We start from the raw sequence: 23,268 nt of genomic DNA on the forward strand, positions 1-23,268 counted from the left end.
CAGCGGCTAGAATCTCCGGTCGCTTCGCCCCTTCATTCGAGGCAAAAAGCGCCTCGGAATCAGGGACTCCATCGCCCTGCGATTCTGAACGAGCCGCTTTCGCTTTTAGTTGTATCTAGCTCCAGCGGCTAGAATCTCCGGTCGTTTCGCCCCTTCATTCGAGGCAAAAAGCGCCTCGGAATCAGGTGCTCCATCGCCCTGCGATTCTAAACGAGCCGCTTCTGCTTTTAGTTATTAACGATTTGTAAAGATCTTATCGATTAAACCGTATTCTAAAGCTTTTTCTGCTGTCATGAAGTTGTCGCGGTCTGTGTCGCGTTGTAGTACTTCAAGTGGTTGACCAGTGCGGTCAGCAAGAATTTGGTTTAGTTTTTCACGTAAGAATAGGATACGTTTTGCAGCGATTTCGATTTCAGTCGCTTGACCTTGTGCTCCACCAAGTGGTTGGTGAATCATTACTTCACTGTTTGGAAGTGCATAACGTTTTCCTTTTTCACCTGCTGCAAGTAAGAATGCACCCATAGATGCAGCCATACCGATACAGATTGTTGATACTTGTGGTTTAATAAACTGCATTGTATCATAGATTGCCATACCCGCTGTGATAGAACCACCAGGGCTGTTGATGTAGATGTGAATATCTTTTTCTGGATCTTGAGATTCCAAGAATAAAAGCTGGGAAACGATTGAGTTAGCTACGTTGTCATCAATTGCACTACCAAGCATAATGATGCGGTCTTTTAATAGTCGAGAGTAAATATCGTAAGCGCGTTCTCCACGATTTGTTTGTTCAATTACTGTAGGAATTAAATTCATCTGTTATTTCCTCCTTATAAAGCTTTCTTAGTCTTATAATACAATTATGGTCAATAAAGGTCAAACGAAACCACTTTAAATCAAAAAAATATGTAGTTGTACCATGAAATATTCGCTATGTTTTCGAAATTCCCTGCTTATGTATCTTCAACATCATAACCGAATTACATAAATTTAAACGTTATGAAAACTGGAGAAAAAAGAAAAGAACGCCTTTTAACTGAAGCGTTCTTTCGATAATTAGTCTTTTAAAAGATAGGTTACTTTATTTAAAATCTTTTCGATTTGTTTCGCGTTTTTACTATACATTTCGCTTGCTGATTTCGACTTTGTTTCTAAGGAAAATAGTTCAAGATCAGCATGACATTTTTTTAAAGATGCTAATAATAAAGGTTTGTTTTGAGGAGAAGGCATCTGGAGTTTGTCATTGTAAATGTCGATAGTAAGTTGTCCGTATGAATCCACTTGCCCGAGGAAGACATTTTCAATAACAACACCGAGTTTTTCTAATTCTGAATGTAGCCAAGCGCGGTTATGTCCGCTTGCTGAAAGAGGTTCATCTAGTACATTTCCATCCATAATAACAGTTTGTGGTTCTTTCTCGTTTGGTACTTTTAAACCGATGTCTTTTGCTGTAAGTGGCTGGGAATCTTTCTTTAATAATACATTTAATTCTCCGCTTGGTTCTAAGACAGCAAATTCGACTTCAGCTACGCTGAACGCACTTTTTCCACGGAGAAGTTCCAGTAATTCGTCACTCGTATATTTTTCTTTCTTCAAGTTATCTTCGAGTATCTTTCCGTCTTTTATTAATACGGTAGATTTCCCTTCAAAGAAGTCCCGAGCTGTTTTGTTCTTTAAAGAGAGGATTCCTGTTAAAAAAGGTACCACAGCGAAAATGAGTATCGCAAAGACGCCGTGAAAAAATTTTGAATCGAGCCCTGTAGATACTTGGGCAGCGATGTCACCAATCGTCATTCCGGCTATGTATTCAAAAAAGGAAAGCTGAGAGATTTGTCTTTTCCCTAACCATTTCGTAATAGCGAATAAAATAATTAATATGAATACAGAGCGAAGAATGACAAGTGTCCATTCCGGCAGGTGAGACATAGTCGTTTCCTCCAGTCTACTTAAAACCCTTTATATTGAGGTTCTTCACGTTCTAATACTGAAATTCTATCCTTTAAATCAGCGATGACGCTGTCCATTTCTAACATACATTCATGAAATACGCGTTTTGATTCTTCGTCTTGTGAATTTAATGAAAGGGAGCTTAAACTTGCTTGGGCGCCCCTTACACTAGCAAGGCAAGTTTTTACGCTAGCGATAACAGTCATATAAATACCTCTTATCCTTTCGGTTTGAATAGTAATGCTCCAATGAAGCCGAAAATAATAGCTGCTGATACACCGGCGCTCGTTACTTTAAACATGCCGGTAATAACGCCAACGATGCCATGTTTTGCAGCTTCTTCCATTGCGCCATGAACGAGGGCATTACCAAAGCTTGTAATAGGTACAGTTGCCCCGGCTCCAGCGAAATCAATTAATGGCTCATACAAATTAAATCCATCTAATATAGCTCCAGCAACAACGAGTGTTGCCATTGTATGAGCGGGTGTTAGTTTGCCGACATCAAACATAAGTTGGCCGATTACACATATGAGTCCGCCAATGACGAAAGCCCAGAAAAAAATCATTGCGTTGCACCTCCAAATTCAATCGAAACGGCATGAGCGATACACGGAATCGTTTCTTCTTGTTGGAATGTAAGTGGAGATAGTAAAGCGCCTGTCGCAACGACAAGTATTTTTTTGAACTCTCCTCTTTTCATTCGGTTTAATAAATGACCGTACACGACTGTTGCGGAACATCCAGGCCCACTAGCACCAGCTATGACAGGTTGTCCTTCTCTATAAATGATAATTCCGCAATCTTGAAATTGTTCGCTCGTTACTTTCGTTCCGTGTTTATGTAGTAAGTCATAAGCAATTTCGCGTCCTACATGTCCGAGATCACCTGTTACGATTAAATCGTAGTAAGAGGCATCAATTTGGCGTTCACGTAAATGGGCTTCAATTGTATCAACTGCAGCTGGAGCCATTGCGCCTCCCATATTAAACGGATCCGTTAATCCCATATCAACAACTCGCCCAATCGTTGCAGATGTTACTCTTGGACCATGGCCAGTATCGCTTAAAATAGCGGCTCCTGCTCCGGTTACTGTCCACTGTGCAGTAGGCGGCTTTTGTCCACCGTATTCGGTAGGATAGCGGAATTGTTTTTCTACAGCAGTATTATGGCTTGAAGCTCCAGTTAATAAATATTTTGCACCTTTTGCATTTACGATACTTGCTCCAAGTGCTAAACCTTCCATAGAAGTAGAGCAAGCCCCGAATAATCCGAGATAAGGAGTGCCCAGTGTGCGGCAAGCAAAGCTTGTTGGAGTAATTTGATTAATTAAATCTCCTGCGAGTACGAATTGAATATCATCTTTACGAAGCTCTGCTTTTTCAGTAGCGCGACTACAAGCTTCTTCGAATAAAATTTTATGTGCTTTTTCATAGGAATCTTGTCCGAGCCATAAATCTTCATGAAGGATATCGAAGTCTTCTGGGATGTTCCCCTTTGCTTCAAATGGTCCACCGACAACCCCTGTTGAGATAATGACTGGTTTGTTTTCAAATACCCACGTTCGGTGTCCTTGTAACATTTATAGCCCTCCCCATTGAACGAGAATAGTTTTAATAAGTGCGATGACGAAAGCGGAAAATACACCAAATAAAATAACAGAACCAGCTAGTTTAAACATATTGCCGCCAACGCCAAGGACAAATCCCTCCGTTCGATGCTCAATACATGCGGCAATAACAGAGTTACCAAATCCAGTAACAGGTACAGCTGTACCTGCTCCGGCAAACTGTCCAAAACGATCATATATACCAAATCCAGTTAGTAACATGGAGATGAAAATGAGAGTTGCGACTGTTGGATTGCCTGCTGAGCGTTCAGTGAAATCAAAATATGTGATGTAAAAAGTAGAAATGAGTTGTCCGGTGAAGCAAATAAAACCACCGACGAAAAAGGCTTTTATACAATTTTTTAAGACAGGTCGTTTCGGTTCGCGTTCTTGTTCGAATTTTTTATACTCCTGTTGTACAGGGGTTAAGTTTTTATCTTTACTAGCCATTGCAATCCTTCCTTTTCTTTTAAAAAGCGTTAAGTGTTAGACTCCATTTTTTTACCAATGAATTTTAATTGTTTATTAATTTCATCTTTAGATACTTCTTTTTCCTTAATTTTTCTTTCGAGTTTTTCGAGTAACATAAAGATTTTTTTATCTGTACTGACACGAACATCGAAAGTAGGATGCTCATCACTTAGCTGCTTTTGAAGCTTTTTACGAAGAGGTTTTAATCCAAACCTTTCGTGATGCTCAGGTGTAACTGCTATGTAGAGATCTAAATTTGAATTTACTGCTGTGCTTTTTATAATTTCATCCATAGCGAGAGCTCTTTTTTTCGCTCCTTGTGATATAGATTGATTAAAGGATTCCGTACTCGTCTTTGTTAACTTTGGACCTTTTTCTTTCTCCGTTCTTTTTGCTTCTTCTTTCACTTTTTTATCTAAAGGACTATTATCACATCCGGTAAAAGAGCTAAATAGAAGTGCAAATAATGCGGTTATGAGGCCGAGTTTTCGCATAATTATCATTCCATTTCTATTGCAATATGTAATGTGATAGAAAAAGGATGACTGCATATCATCCTTTTTCTATTTCACAGCAAGACTGATTCGTTATTGCTGTGAGTATTGTGGTTCTTCTTGTTGGACTTCTTCAACGCGTGGGTTTAAAGAATCGATAATCGTTTGTGTTTGCTGCGCAGCTGTTTGGAAAAGTTGCTTAGCTTGTTGGTTATCCGTATCAAGAGCGAATCCCTCTAAGCTAGCTTGTGCACTTTTTAATCCAGAAACAGTTTGCTTTAATTTTGTAATTACAGTCATTGAATGAAGCCCCCTTTGGAATATCAATTCAAAGATTATAATTTGTGAGTTAGGGTGAATTTATGATTGGAAAATTTAGGAGTGGAATAGATTTTATATGCTTTTAGCTAGGATGCATAAGGTATTATGGGGATATTTTTATTGATTTAGATGGATTTTATTGCTATTATTATGAGAAGAAAATGAAGTGTTTTCTATAATCATGCGCCCATAGCTCAGTCGGATAGAGCGGTGGTTTCCGGTACCACGTCTGCCGGGGGTTCGAATCCCTCTGGGCGCGTCAAAAAGTCCTAACTTACGTTTTGTAGGTTAGGACTTTTTTATTTATCTCATTATTTGAGGGTTAAACAAAACAAACTGATGGAAGTCTCATTTTATATGTGTACTTTCAAAATGCCTTGTCTCATTGCTTCTGTTAAAGCTTCGGAGCGTGATCCTACTTTTAATTTTTTGAAGATTTTTGTTAGGTTGTATTCTACAGCTCTTGAACTCATGTACAGTTCATCAGCAATTTGTTTATTGCTACTTCCTTTAGAGACGGATTCTAAGATTTCTAATTCTTTTTGTGTAAGAAGAGCGGTTTTATTTTCAAGTTGTTGAGTCGTTATATCGTCTGTACGTAGTTGACGTAATAACGAAATAGGAAGTAAAGTATATCCGTTTACAGCTGCACGAATTGCCATTAATAGCTCTTGCTGAGAAGCTGATTTACTAATAATTCCGCTGATACCAGAGTTTATTAATAAATTGAATTGGGATACGTATTCAAAACCTGTATATAAAATGATTTTCGCATCTGTTTGAATATGTAATATTTTCTGGGCGAGTTCAATACCACTACAATTGGGCATATTCATATCCAAGAGGTATACGTCAAAAGGTGTAGCATCACTTTTTATAAGTGCTTCCTGTTCATTTAAAATATATTCTGCTTGCATATCTTCTTCTAATTCAATCATGCTCTTTGTTCCTTCGCCTACAATTTGATGATCATCTACAATTAATACTCGAATCATTATTTACCACCTCGGAACTGTAATGTTTATTTGAAGTCCTTTTTTAGCTTCGGATACTATATGTATTTCTCCACCAATTGATTGAAGCCTTCCTTTTATACCGGAAAGCCCCATATGCTGCTTAGGAGAGTAGGGAGTGTCTATATTAAAACCTTTGCCGTTGTCTCGGTAGTCTAGGAAAATACAGTTATTCTCTTCCCATAAAAAAATCGATACGATGGTTGCCTCGGAATGTTTATCTGCGTTTGTTAGTAGTTCTTGAATGATACGATATAAAGATAAAATTTTGTCAAAATCGTAATGATGCTCTTGAATTGATTCATGATCAAATTGAATTTGAAACTGCACACGTAATTGTGTTTGGGCTAGCAATTCTCTTAATGCACCAATTAAACCAGCATCTGATAAAAGTGATGGACGCAATTCATTACATGTGTCGCGAATTTGTTGTATTACATCGTGCATACCGAAGTGGATTTTTTTCAGTTCATTTTTTAATTCTAGTGGAACGGATTTGTTTTTTAGTAAAGAGTCTAGTTTGCGGTACCATACAATTTGATCTTGTAATGCAGAGTCGTGTAAATCTGAAGCAAGTCGGCGCCTTTCTTGTTCAGAAATTTGAAAGAGTAGGCGTGATAAGCTTGCAGAATTTGTTTTGGATTCTAAACTCTCCTGCTCTAGAGAATGAATAATTTCATTAATGGTATACAAGTTTTCGTAAATAAGACGGACGTATGTCGTGACAGTGATGAACCATGATTTTTCATGCGTATTATATTTAATATTATTCACTTTTGTTCCAATCCAGATGTAGTGTTTTATATGTTTAGTAGAGTATAAGTAAATACCGATGCATCCATCATCCTCTAATAAATCATTAATTAGTAATGCTGCCATACTCCATTTTTTCTTTTTAGAAAGTGTGAAATCTTTCGTTTGTCCATATCCGTTGCATTGTGTATATGTGTTGTCTTTCATATCATATTGAACAAATTGAACAAAAGAAGGTTTCAACATCGAAACGATTTCATTAGTGAATTTTTTCTCTAACTCTTCTGTTTTCATAATAGATGATAGCTGTGCGGTAAACTGTTCAATGTTTACGTATAAGTTTGTTTTAGTCCGAAAGAGGTGATTACGGAATGTAAAATCTAATCTTTCTTTTAATATGAGAAATAGAATGTTTAACGGGAAAATAATAATAAAACTTTGCAGTAGTCGAGAGAGAAAATTGTCTTTGTAATAAATGCTCCAGCTCGTAATGATTGCAATTAATAGAGTTGGGATTAATGACAGAAATGCGTAATACCGTAAACGATCAAATACAAAATCTATATCAAAAATCTGCTTCGTCGCTACTAAATAAAAATAACCGATTGGAAGAGCGATTAGGAACATAGCTCCAATATCTGCTGAGAGAATCGGTGTACTGAATATTGCATCTGGAAGGGCATAGAGTGTAACGAACGGAAAGAAGGCAATGGAATGAATCGTGAGCATTAATTTTAAAAATGGTTTATGTACTGTATTGTGATATTTGATATAGGCACGGATTAAAAAATATATGCAAAAGATAATATTTATTGAAAGGTAAATTAGTTCTAATCCATCGGTATTAACTACGGGAAATGGAATGAACATCATTAAAATAGAGAGTGATAGTAAAATGATGCCAATTGCAATGTCGATTTTTAGAAATCTCATAGAAATGACGTATAGTTGTTTTTTCTTGAATAATTCATTCAATAATAAAATGAGAGACATAGGTGTACCTTGAAATACAATACTTAAAATAATGAGGGCGATAAAATCACCTTTACCAGATTCAACTGCAATTAGAAGACTTGAGGAAGTCATGAATAGAAACGTGATCAAAAAGAATGTTTCTCGGTTCAAAGGCTTCTTGGTATAAAGAAAAATAGATAACCCTAAACAAATAAAAGCGAGTAGGAAGGGGAAGTATACAGAAATGATTTTGTCACGATAATCAATGAAATGTTCTGTTCCTTTATAAGTTTGAGTGATATCGTCTTTTTTAACTTGTATTTCAGATGCATTTAGTGATTGGTTTTGATATCCAGGAAGTATTCCTAAATGAGGTTTCTCTTTATTAATTGAATAGATTATATCTCCTTCTTTTAAGTCTGTATGAAAAGCCCAACCGGAGGATTTAATTTTTGCTATTGTGTATGTAGCTGAGTCTGTTTTAGAAATAAGAACGCCGCTATATGGTTGGTTTATTTTATATAAGATATAGCCTTGTAAACAAAAATACAGGATAGTTACACATGAAATGAAAACGAAGTTACGTTGTATCTGCAACGGTTTGGACACCTCTCTTTGTAGGTACATCATTTAATTTCTGAATATTTTTATAATAACATTTAAGAAGTTTTCATACAATCAACTTCATCTGTTGAAATTGCGGTGAACCACATAAGAGTGGTTCGCTTTTTTTACGGTAAATACAGTACGGATTGCGGGCAATAGCATCAGAAAGAAGTCTATGATAAAGATACAACTTAACAAGTCAATGAAGGAGGAAATAGTTATGAAAAAGTTTTTGTTGATGGTAGGCGGGATTGTATTAGGAATGGCGGTTATTTATTTCGTAAAAAGCTAAAAGGAGCTGTTATGGATGGCATTTGAAATTCAAGGATTAAATAAAACATTTGGTGAATATAAAGCCGTTAATGATTTAAATATACGTGTAGAAGAAGGTGGAATTTTAGGGATGCTGGGCCGAAATGGTGCTGGTAAGACGACAACGATTCGTATGATCTTAGATTTAATCAAACCGGATAGCGGCCAAATTCTATGGAATAATCGCCCTTTTTCAAAGAAAGACCTATCTATTGGCTATTTACCAGAAGAGCGTGGATTATACCCGAAAATGAATGTAGTGGAGCAATTGGTGTATTTCGGCAAGTTAGAAGGAATGCCAGCTAATCTTGCAAAAAGGCATGCGTTACAATGGCTAGAAAAATTAGAAATGACACCACATTTAAAGAAGAAAACAGAGGAATTGTCAAAGGGAAATCAACAAAAAATCCAATTGATTTCAGCGATATTACATAATCCGGAATTCATCATACTAGATGAACCATTTAGTGGATTGGATCCTGTAAATGCAGAGATGTTAAAAAATGTTGTGCTCGAGTTAATTGCGCAAAGAAAAACGATTATTTTTTGTAGTCATCAAATGGACAGTGTAGAAACGTTCTGTGAGGAAATTTGTATTATGAAAAACGGTCAACTTGTATTATCGGGTGCCTTGTCAGATATTAAGAAAAGTTATCAATATAAATATATGACGTTGCAAACGGAAGGGGATATTGAACCTATTCTTAAGGAGAAGAATTTCAATTTTGAAAAAGTTAATCGTACGTTCATGATTAAAGTTAATGATGGAGAGGATGCATTTTCGCTGCTTGAAGATATTAAAACTAAACAATATATCCGAGATGTTTCTATTAAAGAACCTTCTTTACATCAAATCTTTGTTGAAAAGGCGGGTGCATAAGTAATGAGGAATTTCTGGATTGTTTTAGGGCAAACGTACTGGGACCGTGTGAGAACGAAAATATTTATTGGGATGACATTGCTATTAATAGGAGGAGGGATATTCTTATTCTCTTTTCCAACTTTAGTACAAAAGTTTTCTGGAGAGAAAGAAAAAGCAAAGGTTGTATTTATTTCTGAAGTACCTAATGTTACGGTGGATCAATCTAATCTTAGTAAAGCTCTTCCAGAATGGGATTGGTCTTTGGGAGATAAAACAAAATTAAATCAATATAAGCAAGAATTGTTAGATAAGAAAGTCGAAGCGCTCTTTATATTAAAAGAGGGTGCGGGTGCTGAACCAGTATTAGATTACTTTATGAAGCTAGATAATCCTAAGTTGATTCAAAGTGCACAGGTATTTGTACAAAATCAGTATTTTCAAAGTGCGGTAGTTAAGCAGCAGTTATCAGAAGAGGCTGTGAAATCACTGACGATGAACGTGCAAGCGACAAAACAAAACTTAAATAATGAAGAAACAAGTTCATTTTTACTAGTATATTTATTAGTAGCGATTATGTACTTAGCAATCACTTCATATGGAAATGCTATCGCGACAGCAGTTGCATCAGAGAAAGCCTCACGTGTTATGGAAGTGATGGTCACAAAAGTATCTCCTGTCCATATGGTTTTCGGGAAAATTTTAGGAGTCGGTCTTGCTAGTTTGACACAGTTATTTATCTTCTTCTTTAGTATGGCGCTATATATTAAATCTGGAATTTTTAAAGTATCGGATTCGTTTTTTGGAGTGAATATTGATGTAAATATGATTACAGGTGAGCACGCTGCATATTTCTTGTTATATTTTGTTCTCGGTTACTTCGTTTATGCGGCACTTTTCGCAGTGTTTGGTTCTATGGTAAGCAGGCCAGAAGAATTATCTGGAACAACGATGCCAATTACTCTTATATTGATGGGGAGCTTAGTGGTGGAGTTATTAGTAGTGCTTGATAACCCTGAAGGGCTAGTATCAAGGGTGACATCATATGTACCGTTTACAGCTCCAATTAGTATGATAGTTAGGATTATTAATGGGTCTGTGAGTGGTATTGAAATTGCAGCGTCTATATTGGTTCTGTTAAGTAGTATTAGCCTGATTTCTTTATTTGCTGCGAAAGTATATCCAAAGGGTATTTTGCGAAGCGGTAAGAGCTTGAAGTTATTTCAGCTTTTGAAAAATAGTTGATTAGTGGAAGAGAAGATGGGATCTTCTCTTTTTTTATTGCCCATTTTAATATCTTGTATTAATATTTACTATTAGTACTTAGTGTTAAAAATAAACGTTATTATTTTCTTTCAATATTATTCAAATTTCGGTTGTAAGTTGTAAATCTCATTAATACATATAAATTAATAATATTTTGGAATGGGTGTCTGTGATAGCATTCTCCTTTTACCAAACTTATTGTACAATAGAAACAAGGGGGAGATTAGTTTGAAGGCAAGTCTTTTACAAGAACAAAGCTTACGTTTGGCAATGACACAAGAGTTAAGGCAAGCGATTACAATGCTCCAGTATAATGTACAAGAATTATCGGAGTTTTTGTATGAGCAATCGTTAGAGAATCCCCTTATTGAGTTAGGTGGTTTTGAGAGGGAGAAGAAAAAGAGCTCTAACAACAGTAAAAGTACCAGCAAACAAGTCGAGAATCAGATGGAGATCTACAGTGTGGATTCTACAACGATTCAGCAACATTTATTAAATCAAATACAGTATTATAAAATAGATGAAGAAGAGCGAAAAGTAGCTTCTTTCATTATTATGAACATGGATGGAAATGGATATTTACAAGAAACGAATGAAGAGTTAGCAGAGCTCCTTTCTGCACATATTCATGTAGTCGACCGTTCTGTAGAGCTTGTCCAATCACTGGAGCCAGCAGGGGTAGGGGCGCGTAATATTCAGGAATGTTTAACCTTACAATTGAAGCGCTTACAAAGACGTAATGGATTAGCAGAAGAGGTTGTAGAAGATCATTTCGCTTATTTTGTGAAGAAAGATTGGCGAAAGCTCGTTCAAGTGTTGAAGTGTAGTAATGAGGAATTGCAGAGTGCGGTAAATTGTATAACGTCATTACAACCAAAACCAGGTCTTGCGTTTTCTTCAGATAAACCACTTTACATTGTACCTGATATGGCGGTGAAAAAAGATGGCGATCGCCTCGTTTTACAAATGAATGAGAGAAATATGCCGAGAATTGAAATTCATTCTGAATATAGTGCGCTTCTTAATAATAGTGAAAGTGAAGTAGCATCTTACGTATCAGAAAAGTATCAGCATGTGCAGTGGATTATGCGCAGTTTGAAGCAGAGAAAACAGACATTGCTGCAAGTAATGACTATTATTATGGAAAAACAACGTGATTTCTTCTGGAAAGGTCCAGAGTATTTAAGACCTCTCGCTTTAAAAGAGGTAGCGGAAGAGTTAAGTGTGCATGAATCGACAATTAGTCGTGCGACGCGAAATAAATATGTGCAAACACCACACGGTTTATTTGAGATGAAATCGTTCTTTAGCAATGCCGTTTCGACGACTGAAGATGAAGCAGTTTCTACAAAACGTGTAAAACAATTTATTCAAACGCTAATTGGGGCAGAGGATAAGAAAAAGCCACTTTCAGATCAAAAGATTTCAAAATTATTAGAAGAAGAGCATGAAATTGTTATTTCTCGAAGAACGGTGGCGAAGTATAGAGAACAAATGCATATCCCAGCTTCGTCATTACGAAAAACGATCGGATAGGTGAAGAAGATGAAAGTTGTACTGTATACTAAAAAAGATTGTGGCCTTTGCGTGAAGGCAAAACAAGTTTTACAGGAAGTACAATGTGAATATTCTTTTCAAATCGAGGAAATAGATATATATGAAGATAATGACCTTTTAGAAAAATATCACTTAATGATTCCGGTTGTAGAAATGGACGGAAAACAAGTAGAATATGGTAACATTCACAAAGGTGTCATAATAAACTATATAAAGAATGCAGTTAAGAGTTGAATAAGTTTCTATCTCCTGTTACAATAATACACGTAGCAGGGATTATTTTTTTAACCTATGTGGGACACAAAATGTCACTACGGGACGTAAAGTGACCACGAGGGAAAATGAACCGATGTAGTGAGGAGAAAAGATATGCGCTCATGGATTCAGAATACAAAAAAATTATTACCTGATCTGCTACCTGTTATGCAAACGAGAATGCAAATTCTTCAATACATTAGGCTCATGCAGCCGATTGGAAGAAGAAACTTATCAGCAAGTCTCGGTATGACAGAACGAGTATTGCGAAGTGAAGTTCAAGTTTTGAAAGAACAAAACTTAGTTCACGTCGCTTCTTCTGGAATGACTTTGACAGAAGAAGGAACAACTTTAGTTCTTGCTTTGGAAGACTTTATGAAAGAAATTTCCGGGTTAAAGGTTTTAGAAAAGCAACTTAAGGAAACATTAGACTTGGATGAAGTTTTCGTTGTCCCTGGTGATAGTGATGAATCACCTTGGGTCAAACTGGAGATGGGCCGTGCTTGTGTGACTTGTATAAAAGACCGTCTGACAGCGAATAATATCGTTGCTGTGGCTGGAGGAACTACGCTAGCTGCTGCTGCGGACATGATGCAACTTGATTGCAAAGATTTACATATGCTATTTGTCCCAGCACGTGGTGGAATTGGAGAAGGTGTTGAATTAGAAGCCAATACCATTTGTGCCAAGATGGCGCAAAATACGATGAGTAATTATCGCTTATTGTATGTTCCAGATCATGTTAGCAGCGAAGCATATGCGTCTATTGTGACAGAGCCTTCCGTGAAAGAAGTTCTTGAGTTGATTCGATCTTCCAATATCGTCATTCATGGAATAGGTGATGCGTTAACAATGGCACGTCGCAGAAGTACTTCAGAAGCAGATTGGTTAAAGATTCAGGCAAGCGAAGCAGTTGGCGAAGCTTTCGGTTACTACTTTAATGAAGAAGGAAATGTTGTTCATAAAGTAAGAACAGTTGGTATGCAACTAGAGGATTTACAAAATGTATCTCACGTTGTTGCAGTCGCTGGAGGTTCTTCAAAGGCAAAAGCAATACAGGCTGTAATTAAACAAGGGCACACTTCAATTCTAATTACAGATGAAGGTGCAGCAAAACAGTTAACAAAGGGTTTTACCCTTTAATATAATCCCCCAAGGAGGAAATTCAAATGACTAAAATTGGTATTAATGGATTTGGACGTATCGGACGTAACGTATTCCGCGCAGCTCTTAACAACTCTGAGGTAGAAGTAGTAGCAATCAATGACTTAACAGATGCTAAAACATTAGCTCACCTTTTAAAATATGACACAGTTCACGGAACTTTAAATGCAGAAGTATCTGCTAACGAAAACAGCATCGTTGTTAACGGTAAAGAAATTAAAGTTATCGCTGAGCGTGACCCAGCTCAATTACCATGGAGCGACTACGGAGTAGAAGTAGTAGTAGAATCTACTGGCCGTTTCACTAAAAAATCAGACGCTGAGAAACACTTAGGTGGATCAGTTAAGAAAGTTATCATCTCAGCTCCAGCTTCTGACGAAGATATCACTGTAGTTATGGGTGTTAACCACGAACAATACGATGCAGCTAACCACAACGTAGTATCTAACGCTTCTTGTACTACAAACTGTCTAGCTCCATTCGCTAAAGTATTAAACGAAAAATTCGGCGTAAAACGCGGAATGATGACAACAATTCACTCTTACACTAACGACCAACAAATCTTAGACTTACCACACAAAGATTTACGTCGTGCTCGTGCAGCAGCTGAAAACATGATCCCAACATCTACTGGTGCAGCTAAAGCTGTAGCATTAGTATTACCAGAACTTAAAGGTAAATTAAACGGTGGCGCTGTACGTGTTCCAACTGCTAACGTTTCTCTAGTTGACCTAGTTGTTGAACTTGACAAAGAAGTAACAGTTGAAGAAGTAAATGCAGCATTCAAAGCAGCAGCTGAAGGCGAATTAAAAGGTATCCTTGGATACAGCGAAGAGCCATTAGTATCTATCGACTATAACGGATGTACAGCTTCTTCTACAATCGATGCATTATCTACAATGGTAATGGAAGGTAACATGGTTAAAGTACTTTCTTGGTACGATAACGAAACTGGTTACTCTAACCGCGTAGTAGACTTAGCAGCTTACATGACTTCAAAAGGTCTTTAATTCTTAATTATATAAGTTATCAATGACAAAACGAGGGAGAGGGTTTGTTCCCTCTCTCTCTTCTTTCGTTTTAAAAGCAAATGTGTTAAGCTTTTGAGTGGGTTTTGTCAATCCTAACTAGTAGTCGGAGGGAAATCCAATGAACAAAAAATCAATTCGTGACGTAGATTTAAAAGGTAAGCGTGTATTTTGCCGCGTTGATTTCAACGTACCTATGAAAGAAGGCAAAATTACAGATGAAACTCGTATCCGTGCAGCTCTTCCTACAATTCAATATTTAGTAGAGCAAGGTGCGAAAGTTATTTTAGCAAGTCACTTAGGCCGTCCAAAAGGTCAAGTAGTAGAAGAAATGCGTTTAACTCCAGTAGCAGCACGTTTAGGCGAGCTTCTTGGTAAAGACGTTAAAAAAGCGGACGAAGCATTCGGACCAGTTGCACAAGAAATGGTTGCAGCAATGAACGAAGGCGACGTATTAGTTCTTGAAAACGTACGTTTCTATGCGGGCGAAGAAAAGAACGATGCAGAACTTGCGAAAGAATTTGCAGCACTTGCTGACATCTTCGTAAACGATGCATTCGGTGCAGCTCACCGTGCTCACGCTTCTACAGCAGGTATCGCAGACTACCTACCAGCAGTATCTGGTCTATTAATGGAAAAAGAGTTAGATGTACTTGGTAAAGCACTTTCTAACCCAGAACGTCCATTTACAGCTATTATCGGTGGTGCGAAAGTAAAAGATAAAATCGGTGTAATTCGTCATCTATTAGACAAAGTAGATAACTTAATCATCGGTGGTGGACTTGCTTACACATTCGTTAAAGCTTTAGGTCATGAAATTGGTCTATCTCTATGTGAAGACGACAAGATCGAACTAGCTAAAGAATTTATGCAACTTGCAAAAGAAAAAGGCGTAAACTTCTACATGCCAGTTGATGTTGTAATCACTGAGGAATTCTCTGAAACTGCAACAACTAAAATCGTTGGTATCGACTCTATCCCTTCTAACTGGGAAGGCGTGGACATCGGTCCTAAAACACGTGAAATTTATGCAGATGTAATTAAAAATTCTAAGCTTGTTGTATGGAATGGACCAATGGGTGTATTCGAAATGACTCCATTCGCAGAAGGTACAAAAGCAGTAGGACAAGCATTAGCAGATGCAGAAGATACATACTCTGTTATCGGCGGTGGTGACTCTGCAGCAGCTGTTGAAAAATTCGGTATGGCTGATAAAATGAGCCACATTTCTACTGGCGGCGGTGCGTCATTAGAATTCATGGAAGGTAAAGAGCTTCCGGGTGTAGTTTGTCTTAACGACAAATAAGTAGCAGCCAAAGAAAAAGGACGGTGCAAAGCATGCGTAAACCAATTATCGCAGGTAACTGGAAAATGAATAAAACTCTATCAGAAGCAGTTAGCTTCGTAGAGGAAGTTAAAGGTCAAATCCCAGCAGCTTCAGCTGTTGATGCAGTAGTTTGCTCTCCAGCTCTATTCTTAGAGCGCCTTGTAGCAGCAACTGAAGGAACTGACTTACAAGTAGGTGCACAAAACATGCACTTCGAAAAAAATGGTGCATTCACTGGCGAAATTAGCCCAGTAGCACTTAGCGACTTAAAAGTTGGCTATGTAGTACTTGGCCACTCTGAGCGTCGTGAAATGTTTGCTGAAACAGATGAGTCAGTAAACAAAAAGACTATCGCAGCATTTGAACATGGTTTAACACCAATCGTATGTTGTGGTGAGACTTTAGAAGAGCGCGAAAGCGGAAAAACATTTGATCTAGTAGCAGGTCAAGTGACAAAAGCACTTGCAGGTTTAACAGAAGAGCAAGTTAAAGCAACTGTTATCGCTTATGAGCCAATCTGGGCTATCGGTACAGGTAAATCTTCTTCTTCTGCAGATGCAAACGAAGTATGTGCGCACATCCGTAAAGTTGTTGCAGAAGCTGTTTCTCCAGAAGCTGCAGAAGCTGTTCGTATCCAATACGGCGGTAGCGTAAAACCAGAAAACATTAAAGAGTATATGGCACAATCTGACATCGACGGCGCTTTAGTTGGCGGTGCTAGCTTAGAGCCAGCTTCGTTCTTAGGTCTTCTGGGGGCGGTAAAATGAGAAAGCCAACAGCTTTAATCATTCTTGACGGTTTCGGACTTCGTGAAGAAACTTACGGGAATGCTGTAGCACAAGCTAAGAAACCTAATTTTGATGGTTACTGGAACAAATTCCCTCACACAACGCTTACAGCTTGTGGCGAGGCAGTAGGTCTTCCAGAAGGTCAAATGGGTAACTCTGAGGTTGGTCACTTAAATATCGGTGCTGGCCGCATTGTATATCAAAGCTTAACACGCGTTAACGTTGCAATTCGTGAAGGTGAGTTCGATAAGAACGAAACGTTCCAAAGTGCAATTAAAAGCGTAAAAGAAAAAGGTACTGCACTTCATTTATTCGGTTTACTTTCTGACGGTGGTGTGCACAGTCACATGAATCACATGTTTGCTCTTCTTCGCTTAGCAGCTAAAGAAGGCGTTGAGAAAGTATACATTCATGCATTCTTAGATGGCCGCGATGTTGGACCAAAAACAGCACAAAGCTATATCGATGCAACAAATGAAGTAATTAAAGAAACAGGAGTAGGACAATTCGCGACTATCTCTGGTCGTTATTACTCCATGGACCGTGACAAGCGTTGGGATCGCGTAGAAAAATGTTACCGTGCTATGGTGAATGGTGAAGGCCCTACTTATAAATCAGCAGAAGAGTGTGTAGAAGACTCTTATGCGAACGGTATCTATGATGAATTCGTATTGCCGTCTGTAATTGTTAACGAAGATAACACGCCAGTTGCAACAATCAATGATGATGATGCAGTTATCTTCTATAACTTCCGTCCAGACCGTGCAATTCAAATTGCTCGTGTATTTACAAACGAAGACTTCCGTGAGTTCGATCGTGGTGAAAAAGTACCTCACATTCCAGAATTCGTATGTATGACACACTTCAGTGAAACTGTAGATGGTTACGTGGCATTCAAGCCAATGAACCTTGATAACACTTTAGGTGAAGTTGTTGCGCAAGCGGGATTAAAGCAACTTCGCATCGCGGAAACTGAAAAGTATCCGCACGTTACATTCTTCTTTAGCGGTGGTCGTGAGGCTGAATTCCCAGGAGAAGAGCGTATCTTAATTAACTCACCAAAGGTTGCAACGTATGACTTGAAACCTGAAATGAGCATTTACGAAGTAACGGACGCTTTAGTAAATGAAATCGAAAATGATAAACATGATGTTATCATTCTTAACTTTGCGAACTGTGATATGGTTGGCCATTCTGGGATGATGGAACCAACAATTAAAGCAGTAGAAGCAACTGACGAATGTTTAGGAAAAGTTGTAGAAGCGATTCTTGCAAAAGATGGTGTAGCACTTATTACTGCTGACCATGGTAATGCGGATGAAGAATTAACTTCTGAAGGAGAGCCAATGACAGCTCACACAACTAACCCGGTTCCTTTCATCGTTACTAAGAACGACGTAGAATTACGTGAAGATGGTATCTTAGGAGATATCGCTCCAACAATGCTTACACTTCTTGGTGTTGAGCAACCGAAAGAAATGACAGGTAAAACAATTATTAAATAATTTGCTTATATAAAAAGGAGAGAATTTATTATGTCAACAATTATTGATGTTTATGCTCGCGAAGTCCTTGACTCTCGTGGTAACCCAACTGTAGAAGTAGAAGTTTATACAGAAAGCGGCGCTTTCGGACGCGCTATCGTACCAAGTGGTGCATCTACTGGTGAGCACGAAGCAGTAGAATTACGTGACGGTGACAAATCTCGTTACCTTGGTAAAGGTGTTGTTAACGCAGTAAACAACGTTAACGAAATTATCGCTCCAGAAATCGCTGGTTTCGATGTAACTGACCAAGCTGGTATTGACCGTGCTATGATCGAATTAGATGGCACTCCAAACAAAGGTAAACTAGGCGCTAACGCTATCCTTGGTGTATCTATGGCAGTAGCTCACGCAGCAGCTGACTTCGTAGGTCTTCCATTATACCGTTACCTTGGTGGATTCAATGCAAAACAATTACCAACTCCAATGATGAACATCATCAACGGTGGTTCTCACGCTGATAACAACGTTGACTTCCAAGAGTTCATGATCTTACCAGTTGGTGCTCCAACATTCAAAGAATCAATCCGTATGGGTGCTGAAGTATTCCATGCACTTAAAGCTGTATTACATGACAAAGGTCTTAACACTGCAGTAGGTGACGAAGGTGGATTCGCTCCAAACCTTGGTTCTAACCGTGAAGCTCTAGAAGTAATCATCGAAGCTATCGAAAAAGCTGGTTACAAAGCTGGCGAGAACGTATTCTTAGGAATGGACGTTGCTTCTTCTGAGTTCTACAACAAAGAAACTGGTAAATATGACCTTGCAGGCGAAGGACGTACTGGCTTAACTTCTGCAGAAATGGTTGATTTCTATGAAGAGCTTTGCAAAGACTTCCCAATCATCTCTATCGAAGATGGTTTAGACGAAAACGACTGGGATGGTCACAAATTATTAACTGAGCGTATCGGTGATAAAGTACAATTAGTTGGTGACGATTTATTCGTAACTAACACTCAAAAACTTGCTGAAGGTATCGAAAAAGGTATCTCTAACTCAATCTTAATTAAAGTTAACCAAATTGGTACTTTAACTGAGACTTTCGAAGCTATCGAAATGGCTAAACGTGCTGGTTACACAGCAGTTGTATCTCACCGTTCTGGTGAAACTGAAGATGCTACAATCGCTGACATCGCAGTTGCAACTAACGCTGGCCAAATCAAAACTGGTTCTATGAGCCGTACTGACCGTATTGCTAAGTACAACCAATTATTACGCATCGAAGACGAGCTAGGCGAAGTAGCTGTTTACGATGGTATCAAATCTTTCTATAACATCAAACGATAATTGTAGAAAATAAACGACAGACCGTGAGAAATCACGGTCTGTTTTTTTATGCTAAAATTGTTCACCCGTCATAAGTGACATGAAATGTTTGAAGAAGCGGTTATAATCAAAATCAATTGCTATTTGATGACTCGGCCAATCAATAAATGGTTTAGATTCTCCTAAAGAGCGAAATTCTCCAATGCTTGCCCCCTGTGCATAAGATTCTGTCATGACAACGATAGGTGATTTGTGATAGGTAAACATAGAGTTATCAAGTAAAGCGAGTATTGGTATTGTGTCATGGAAGGGGCTCCCCTTTAAATGTGGTAGGGCGTCTTTATAATATCCGTAGTAATAATGATCAAATAACGGTTTGACAAGTGGAACTTTTCCTTTTGCCTCAATGTATTCTGCCATTTCTGGTGTAATGATGGAGTATTGAGTGACGTTTAATGGGTATATGTACATGTTAGCTGTGGATTGAAGGACTATATTAGCGGCAGTAGGATCGCCATAAAAGTTTGCTTCGGAAATAGGGGTAACATTACCAGGATGTAAAAAGGCACCGCCCATTACGTAGTAAGATTTAATTTGTTTCATTAACTGTTTGCACATGATAAACAAAATTGCTAGGGAGGTAAGTCTTCCTAAACTCACAATAATTAATTCATCCTTATACTGTTCAATAAGAGGAATAACTTCAAAAAAATTCTCCATTTCTCCGTTAGTCACATTCACCTTTGGAATAATTGGACCGAGCCCCTGTTTTCCATGTACATCCGTAAAAAACGCAGGTGGGGTACCAGTAAGGGGACGTTCTGAACCACCGAATATCTTGATATTTCTATTCTTTGTTTCGTTATTAAAAAAATGAGCATTTTCTACGGCCATTTTTTTTGGAACATTGCCGTAATCAGCAACGATACCGACGATTTCTATTTCATCGATAAAGAATGCTAAGAGGAGAGCCATCGTATCATCAATCCCAGGATCACAAAAAATGAGAACTTTTTTGGGCATATGTTCACCACCTATCTTGTTTATCCCGTACAAACCAGCTTGGTGAGGGCTAATAATCAATAAGGATGAGGGGAATCTCATGGATTAAAGTTTCACTTTATATATATGTAAGTTTAAGAATAAAAAGATTATTTTATTGAAATAATAGTCTTTTAAATTCAGAAAATAAAAACTTTTTATATTAGGTCAAGGTTTTTGACGTAATTTTCGTTTGGAAATGCAGTCGTATCAAGGTTGTAAGCGTATAACATAGGCTGTTTTTGCTGTCAAGTTGATAAATTGCAGCTTTTTACAATTTATACTATGATAAAGATATTAACAGAAGATCGTATAAACATGAGGGATGATGAACATGAAATTTACAAAGATTCTTGTCCAAATTGCTGCTCTTTACGTGTTTTATATGGTTGGAACTTGGGTGCAAGAAATGTTAAATATTCCGATTCCAGGAAGTTTGATTGGAATGTTCCTCTTACTTGTTTTACTTAGCCTAAAAGTTCTGCCAGTGAAATGGTTCGATTTAGGAGCAGAAACACTCGTTGCTATTATGCCGTTTTTATTAATTCCGCCAACGCTTGGCCTAATGAATTACGGTGCTTTTTTTATGAGTAAAGGAATTTCTCTTTTCATTACAGTTGTAGCGAGTACATTTTTAATTATTATTGTCGCAGGACATACAGGACAATATCTTGCGAATAGGAAGGAAAGAGAGTCGCGATGAGCCAAATATTAATCGGAGTCGGTTGGGTTCTTTTTACGGTGCTATTATATCAATTATCTAAAAAAATCTATAAATTATTTCCAACACCATTCACCATTCCAATGCTTGTAGCAACTGGATTAATGGCTTTCCTATTTATCGTGCTTGATATACCGTATCAACATTATATGGAAAGTGGTGGTGGCTGGATTGCAAAGCTACTTGGACCCGGTGTTGTAGCATTTGCAATTCCTCTTTATAAACAACGTCATGTTCTGCAAAAATATGTTGTACCGATTGCTGGTGGCGTATTAGTAGGTACAACAGTTGCAATCGCTAGTGATTTTGCGATTGCTTCACTTATGGGAACGGACAAAAGCTTAATCTTATCGTCTTTACCAAAATCGGTGACAATGCCAGTTGCGATGAGTGTTTCAGAGCAAGTCGGTGGTGTACCTTCCTTAACAGCAGCTTTCGTTGTTATTGCAGGTATTACTGGAACGATTACAGGACCCCTTTTATTAAAATGGAGTCGTGTTACAAACTCAGTTGGTAAAGGTATCGGATTTGGATGTGCTTCTCATATTATGGGTGTTATGAGAGCGATGAAAAATAACGAACATGAAGGTGTTATTGGATCGGTAACAATGACATTAACAGCAATTTTGACATGTTTACTTGGACCATTATTTGCGATGATGTTTATGTAATAGAAGAAAAGCGAGAGCGCCTCTATAGCTCTCGCTTTTCTATAGAATTTATGCTACAGTTACAATAACTGAATCTTTGTAGGAGGTACGCCAAGTGCATACGTTATTATCAGTTTTACTTATTATTGTATCGATTTTAATGATTGTTATGGTACTTATGCAATCTAGTAATAGCTCAGGCCTTTCAGGTGCAATTTCAGGCGGTGCGGAGCAATTATTTGGTAAGCAAAAGGCACGTGGAATTGAAGCGGTATTAAACCGTATTACAATTGTTTTAGCTGTATTGTTCTTTGTATTAACAATTGGTGTTACGTACTTCAATTTATAGAATTGAAAGAAGAAGCGTTAGTGAATGGTACTAATGGTTCTTCTTTTTTTGTTTTGCTATTTGAAAGATGTTTCTAATTAGATTATAGAAATACAAATATGGTACACTAGATATAGAAAGAATACGACTAGATTACAGAAGAGAAAGAGGAGAAATACATGATGAAATTAGCATCTCCGAAACCATTTACATTTGAGGGTGGAGACCGCGCTGTTTTATTACTACATGGATTCACAGGGAACTCAGCTGATGTACGTATGTTAGGGCGTTTCTTAGAAAAGAAGGGCTATACTTGTCATGCGCCAATTTATAAAGGGCACGGTGTACCACCAGAAGAGCTTGTTCATACAGGGCCTACAGATTGGTGGCAAGATGTAACGGAGGCATATCAGCTTTTAAAAGATAAAGGTTTTGAGAAAATTGCTGTTGTTGGATTGTCACTTGGCGGCGTATTTTCTTTAAAATTAGGTTATACAGTACCGGTTTTAGGTGTAGTACCAATGTGTGCACCGATGTATATTAAGAGCGAAGAAACGATGTACCAAGGTATATTGGCATATGCCCGCGAATATAAAAAACGTGAGCAAAAATCACCAGAACAAATTGAACAAGAAATGTTGGAATTCCAAAAGACACCGATGAATACATTAAAAGCATTACAACAATTAATTGCTGATGTACGTAACAATGTGGATATGATTTATGCACCAACATTTGTTGTACAAGCACGTCATGACGAAATGATTAATACAGATAGTGCTAACATTATTTATAACGGTGTAGAATCTACGTTAAAAGACATTAAATGGTATGAAGACTCTACGCATGTCATTACACTTGATAAACAACGTGACGAGCTACATGAGGATGTATATAACTTCTTGGAGCAACTAGATTGGTAAGATCTAGTTGCCTCTTTTTTTCATAAGGAATTTTTTGTGAAAACTGTAAAAATCATAAGGGGAGTATTGAAG

25 protein-coding genes and 1 tRNA gene are annotated in these 23,268 nt (G+C 37.7%); 15 read left to right on the forward strand and 11 right to left on the reverse strand.

The annotated features are described in order from the left end of the window. Positions 1–234: 234 nt before the first annotated feature. The 8 genes from clpP to ACTFP3_RS25825 form a co-directional block, all read right to left on the reverse strand. Positions 235–816: an ATP-dependent Clp endopeptidase proteolytic subunit ClpP gene (gene clpP / locus ACTFP3_RS25790; protein WP_001049162.1), complete on the reverse strand. Its 582-nt coding sequence runs from the start codon at positions 814–816 to the stop codon at positions 235–237. A 240-nt stretch (positions 817–1,056) separates the two neighbouring features. After that, positions 1,057–1,926 (reverse strand): DUF421 domain-containing protein, encoded by an 870-nt coding sequence (locus tag ACTFP3_RS25795; protein WP_000018924.1) that lies wholly within the window; start codon positions 1,924–1,926, stop codon positions 1,057–1,059. A gap of 20 nt (positions 1,927–1,946) precedes the next feature. Next, on the reverse strand, positions 1,947–2,153 hold the full coding sequence (locus tag ACTFP3_RS25800) for a DUF1657 domain-containing protein (RefSeq protein ID WP_000215909.1): 207 nt from the start codon (positions 2,151–2,153) through the stop codon (positions 1,947–1,949). 11 nt (positions 2,154–2,164) lie between these two features. Next, on the reverse strand, positions 2,165–2,515 hold the full coding sequence (gene spoVAE / locus ACTFP3_RS25805) for a stage V sporulation protein AE (protein ID WP_000575919.1): 351 nt from the start codon (positions 2,513–2,515) through the stop codon (positions 2,165–2,167). Further along, the gene (gene spoVAD / locus ACTFP3_RS25810) at positions 2,512–3,528 is read right to left on the reverse strand and encodes a stage V sporulation protein AD (RefSeq protein WP_000938972.1); all 1,017 of its coding nucleotides are present in this window, start codon (positions 3,526–3,528) and stop codon (positions 2,512–2,514) included. Before spoVAD ends, spoVAE begins: the two co-directional genes overlap by 4 nt. Continuing rightward, positions 3,529–4,005: a stage V sporulation protein AC gene (spoVAC, locus tag ACTFP3_RS25815; RefSeq protein WP_440011635.1), complete on the reverse strand. Its 477-nt coding sequence runs from the start codon at positions 4,003–4,005 to the stop codon at positions 3,529–3,531. A 29-nt stretch (positions 4,006–4,034) separates the two neighbouring features. Continuing rightward, positions 4,035–4,520 (reverse strand): YhcN/YlaJ family sporulation lipoprotein, encoded by a 486-nt coding sequence (locus ACTFP3_RS25820; protein WP_001228545.1) that lies wholly within the window; start codon positions 4,518–4,520, stop codon positions 4,035–4,037. A gap of 93 nt (positions 4,521–4,613) precedes the next feature. Beyond that, on the reverse strand, positions 4,614–4,820 hold the full coding sequence (locus ACTFP3_RS25825; RefSeq protein WP_000216166.1) for a DUF1657 domain-containing protein: 207 nt from the start codon (positions 4,818–4,820) through the stop codon (positions 4,614–4,616). A 204-nt stretch (positions 4,821–5,024) separates the two neighbouring features. Between ACTFP3_RS25825 and ACTFP3_RS25830 the strand changes: the two genes are divergently transcribed. Then, a tRNA-Arg gene (locus ACTFP3_RS25830) sits at positions 5,025–5,100 on the forward strand. Between the two features lie 94 nt (positions 5,101–5,194). Here ACTFP3_RS25830 and ACTFP3_RS25835 read toward each other — a convergent pair. Beyond that, entirely contained in the window at positions 5,195–5,836 is a 642-nt protein-coding gene (locus ACTFP3_RS25835) for a response regulator (protein WP_000621765.1), read from the reverse strand. Positions 5,837–5,839: 3 nt separating this feature from the next. Continuing rightward, complete coding sequence (locus ACTFP3_RS25840) at positions 5,840–8,191, reverse strand: sensor histidine kinase (RefSeq protein WP_440011637.1); 2,352 nt, start codon at positions 8,189–8,191, stop codon at positions 5,840–5,842. A gap of 283 nt (positions 8,192–8,474) precedes the next feature. Between ACTFP3_RS25840 and ACTFP3_RS25845 the strand changes: the two genes are divergently transcribed. From ACTFP3_RS25845 to eno, 10 genes are all read left to right on the forward strand, one after another. After that, positions 8,475–9,359, forward strand: coding sequence for an ABC transporter ATP-binding protein (locus ACTFP3_RS25845; RefSeq protein WP_000863491.1), 885 nt, complete (start codon positions 8,475–8,477; stop codon positions 9,357–9,359). A 3-nt stretch (positions 9,360–9,362) separates the two neighbouring features. Beyond that, positions 9,363–10,583, forward strand: a complete 1,221-nt coding sequence (locus tag ACTFP3_RS25850; RefSeq protein ID WP_440011639.1) for an ABC transporter permease — start codon at positions 9,363–9,365, stop codon at positions 10,581–10,583. A gap of 249 nt (positions 10,584–10,832) precedes the next feature. Next, positions 10,833–12,140, forward strand: a complete 1,308-nt coding sequence (gene rpoN, locus ACTFP3_RS25855; RefSeq protein WP_000647955.1) for an RNA polymerase factor sigma-54 — start codon at positions 10,833–10,835, stop codon at positions 12,138–12,140. A 9-nt stretch (positions 12,141–12,149) separates the two neighbouring features. Further along, positions 12,150–12,395 (forward strand): glutaredoxin family protein, encoded by a 246-nt coding sequence (locus tag ACTFP3_RS25860; protein WP_000869730.1) that lies wholly within the window; start codon positions 12,150–12,152, stop codon positions 12,393–12,395. Between the two features lie 135 nt (positions 12,396–12,530). Further along, positions 12,531–13,559, forward strand: coding sequence for a gapA transcriptional regulator CggR (cggR, locus tag ACTFP3_RS25865; RefSeq protein ID WP_001258190.1), 1,029 nt, complete (start codon positions 12,531–12,533; stop codon positions 13,557–13,559). 26 nt (positions 13,560–13,585) lie between these two features. Then, positions 13,586–14,590, forward strand: coding sequence for a type I glyceraldehyde-3-phosphate dehydrogenase (gene gap / locus ACTFP3_RS25870; protein ID WP_000161236.1), 1,005 nt, complete (start codon positions 13,586–13,588; stop codon positions 14,588–14,590). A gap of 139 nt (positions 14,591–14,729) precedes the next feature. Then, a complete protein-coding gene (locus tag ACTFP3_RS25875; protein WP_001036350.1) occupies positions 14,730–15,914 on the forward strand; it encodes a phosphoglycerate kinase in 1,185 nt (394 codons plus the stop codon). Between the two features lie 32 nt (positions 15,915–15,946). After that, positions 15,947–16,702 (forward strand): triose-phosphate isomerase, encoded by a 756-nt coding sequence (tpiA, locus tag ACTFP3_RS25880; protein WP_001231038.1) that lies wholly within the window; start codon positions 15,947–15,949, stop codon positions 16,700–16,702. Next, the gene (gene gpmI, locus ACTFP3_RS25885) at positions 16,699–18,228 is read left to right on the forward strand and encodes a 2,3-bisphosphoglycerate-independent phosphoglycerate mutase (RefSeq protein ID WP_001231152.1); all 1,530 of its coding nucleotides are present in this window, start codon (positions 16,699–16,701) and stop codon (positions 18,226–18,228) included. Before tpiA ends, gpmI begins: the two co-directional genes overlap by 4 nt. Before the next feature lie 30 nt (positions 18,229–18,258). Then, the gene (gene eno / locus ACTFP3_RS25890; RefSeq protein WP_000103954.1) at positions 18,259–19,554 is read left to right on the forward strand and encodes a phosphopyruvate hydratase; all 1,296 of its coding nucleotides are present in this window, start codon (positions 18,259–18,261) and stop codon (positions 19,552–19,554) included. Between the two features lie 51 nt (positions 19,555–19,605). Here eno and ACTFP3_RS25895 read toward each other — a convergent pair whose 3' ends face one another. Next, on the reverse strand, positions 19,606–20,556 hold the full coding sequence (locus tag ACTFP3_RS25895) for a nucleoside hydrolase (RefSeq protein WP_440011642.1): 951 nt from the start codon (positions 20,554–20,556) through the stop codon (positions 19,606–19,608). 352 nt (positions 20,557–20,908) lie between these two features. Here ACTFP3_RS25895 and ACTFP3_RS25900 point away from each other — a divergent pair, with 352 nt between their 5' ends. The 4 genes from ACTFP3_RS25900 (at position 20,909) to estA (ending at position 23,196) form a co-directional block, all read left to right on the forward strand. Then, the gene (locus ACTFP3_RS25900; RefSeq protein ID WP_000673222.1) at positions 20,909–21,277 is read left to right on the forward strand and encodes a CidA/LrgA family holin-like protein; all 369 of its coding nucleotides are present in this window, start codon (positions 20,909–20,911) and stop codon (positions 21,275–21,277) included. Beyond that, the gene (locus ACTFP3_RS25905; RefSeq protein WP_000078309.1) at positions 21,274–21,966 is read left to right on the forward strand and encodes an LrgB family protein; all 693 of its coding nucleotides are present in this window, start codon (positions 21,274–21,276) and stop codon (positions 21,964–21,966) included. Before ACTFP3_RS25900 ends, ACTFP3_RS25905 begins: the two co-directional genes overlap by 4 nt. Positions 21,967–22,060: 94 nt before the next feature. After that, the gene (gene secG / locus ACTFP3_RS25910; RefSeq protein ID WP_000557264.1) at positions 22,061–22,294 is read left to right on the forward strand and encodes a preprotein translocase subunit SecG; all 234 of its coding nucleotides are present in this window, start codon (positions 22,061–22,063) and stop codon (positions 22,292–22,294) included. 161 nt (positions 22,295–22,455) lie between these two features. Beyond that, entirely contained in the window at positions 22,456–23,196 is a 741-nt protein-coding gene (gene estA, locus ACTFP3_RS25915; RefSeq protein WP_000761986.1) for a carboxylesterase, read from the forward strand. Positions 23,197–23,268: the final 72 nt, after the last annotated feature.

Origin of the sequence: Bacillus cereus group sp. MYBK5-2, assembly GCF_051915685.1 — a bacterium.
In the GTDB taxonomy this organism is placed as follows: Bacteria; Bacillota; Bacilli; order Bacillales; family Bacillaceae_G; genus Bacillus_A; species Bacillus_A cereus.

Excerpts from the sequence above, each read along its gene's own strand:
- ACTFP3_RS25895 (WP_440011642.1), bottom strand. The coding sequence starts at position 20,556 with ATGCCCAAAAAAGTTCTCATTTTTTGTGATCCTGGGATTGATGATACG.
- ACTFP3_RS25875 (WP_001036350.1), top strand. The coding sequence starts at position 14,730 with ATGAACAAAAAATCAATTCGTGACGTAGATTTAAAAGGTAAGCGTGTA.
- gap (WP_000161236.1), top strand. The coding sequence starts at position 13,586 with ATGACTAAAATTGGTATTAATGGATTTGGACGTATCGGACGTAACGTA.
- spoVAE (WP_000575919.1), bottom strand. The coding sequence starts at position 2,515 with ATGATTTTTTTCTGGGCTTTCGTCATTGGCGGACTCATATGTGTAATC.
- ACTFP3_RS25835 (WP_000621765.1), bottom strand. The coding sequence starts at position 5,836 with ATGATTCGAGTATTAATTGTAGATGATCATCAAATTGTAGGCGAAGGA.
- gpmI (WP_001231152.1), top strand. The coding sequence starts at position 16,699 with ATGAGAAAGCCAACAGCTTTAATCATTCTTGACGGTTTCGGACTTCGT.
- clpP (WP_001049162.1), bottom strand. The coding sequence starts at position 816 with ATGAATTTAATTCCTACAGTAATTGAACAAACAAATCGTGGAGAACGC.
- ACTFP3_RS25820 (WP_001228545.1), bottom strand. The coding sequence starts at position 4,520 with ATGCGAAAACTCGGCCTCATAACCGCATTATTTGCACTTCTATTTAGC.
- ACTFP3_RS25845 (WP_000863491.1), top strand. The coding sequence starts at position 8,475 with ATGGCATTTGAAATTCAAGGATTAAATAAAACATTTGGTGAATATAAA.
- ACTFP3_RS25800 (WP_000215909.1), bottom strand. The coding sequence starts at position 2,153 with ATGACTGTTATCGCTAGCGTAAAAACTTGCCTTGCTAGTGTAAGGGGC.
- ACTFP3_RS25860 (WP_000869730.1), top strand. The coding sequence starts at position 12,150 with ATGAAAGTTGTACTGTATACTAAAAAAGATTGTGGCCTTTGCGTGAAG.
- ACTFP3_RS25795 (WP_000018924.1), bottom strand. The coding sequence starts at position 1,926 with ATGTCTCACCTGCCGGAATGGACACTTGTCATTCTTCGCTCTGTATTC.
- ACTFP3_RS25825 (WP_000216166.1), bottom strand. The coding sequence starts at position 4,820 with ATGACTGTAATTACAAAATTAAAGCAAACTGTTTCTGGATTAAAAAGT.
- ACTFP3_RS25850 (WP_440011639.1), top strand. The coding sequence starts at position 9,363 with ATGAGGAATTTCTGGATTGTTTTAGGGCAAACGTACTGGGACCGTGTG.
- ACTFP3_RS25900 (WP_000673222.1), top strand. The coding sequence starts at position 20,909 with ATGAAATTTACAAAGATTCTTGTCCAAATTGCTGCTCTTTACGTGTTT.
- estA (WP_000761986.1), top strand. The coding sequence starts at position 22,456 with ATGAAATTAGCATCTCCGAAACCATTTACATTTGAGGGTGGAGACCGC.
- spoVAC (WP_440011635.1), bottom strand. The coding sequence starts at position 4,005 with ATGGCTAGTAAAGATAAAAACTTAACCCCTGTACAACAGGAGTATAAA.
- spoVAD (WP_000938972.1), bottom strand. The coding sequence starts at position 3,528 with ATGTTACAAGGACACCGAACGTGGGTATTTGAAAACAAACCAGTCATT.
- ACTFP3_RS25840 (WP_440011637.1), bottom strand. The coding sequence starts at position 8,191 with ATGATGTACCTACAAAGAGAGGTGTCCAAACCGTTGCAGATACAACGT.
- eno (WP_000103954.1), top strand. The coding sequence starts at position 18,259 with ATGTCAACAATTATTGATGTTTATGCTCGCGAAGTCCTTGACTCTCGT.
- ACTFP3_RS25905 (WP_000078309.1), top strand. The coding sequence starts at position 21,274 with ATGAGCCAAATATTAATCGGAGTCGGTTGGGTTCTTTTTACGGTGCTA.
- cggR (WP_001258190.1), top strand. The coding sequence starts at position 12,531 with ATGCGCTCATGGATTCAGAATACAAAAAAATTATTACCTGATCTGCTA.
- tpiA (WP_001231038.1), top strand. The coding sequence starts at position 15,947 with ATGCGTAAACCAATTATCGCAGGTAACTGGAAAATGAATAAAACTCTA.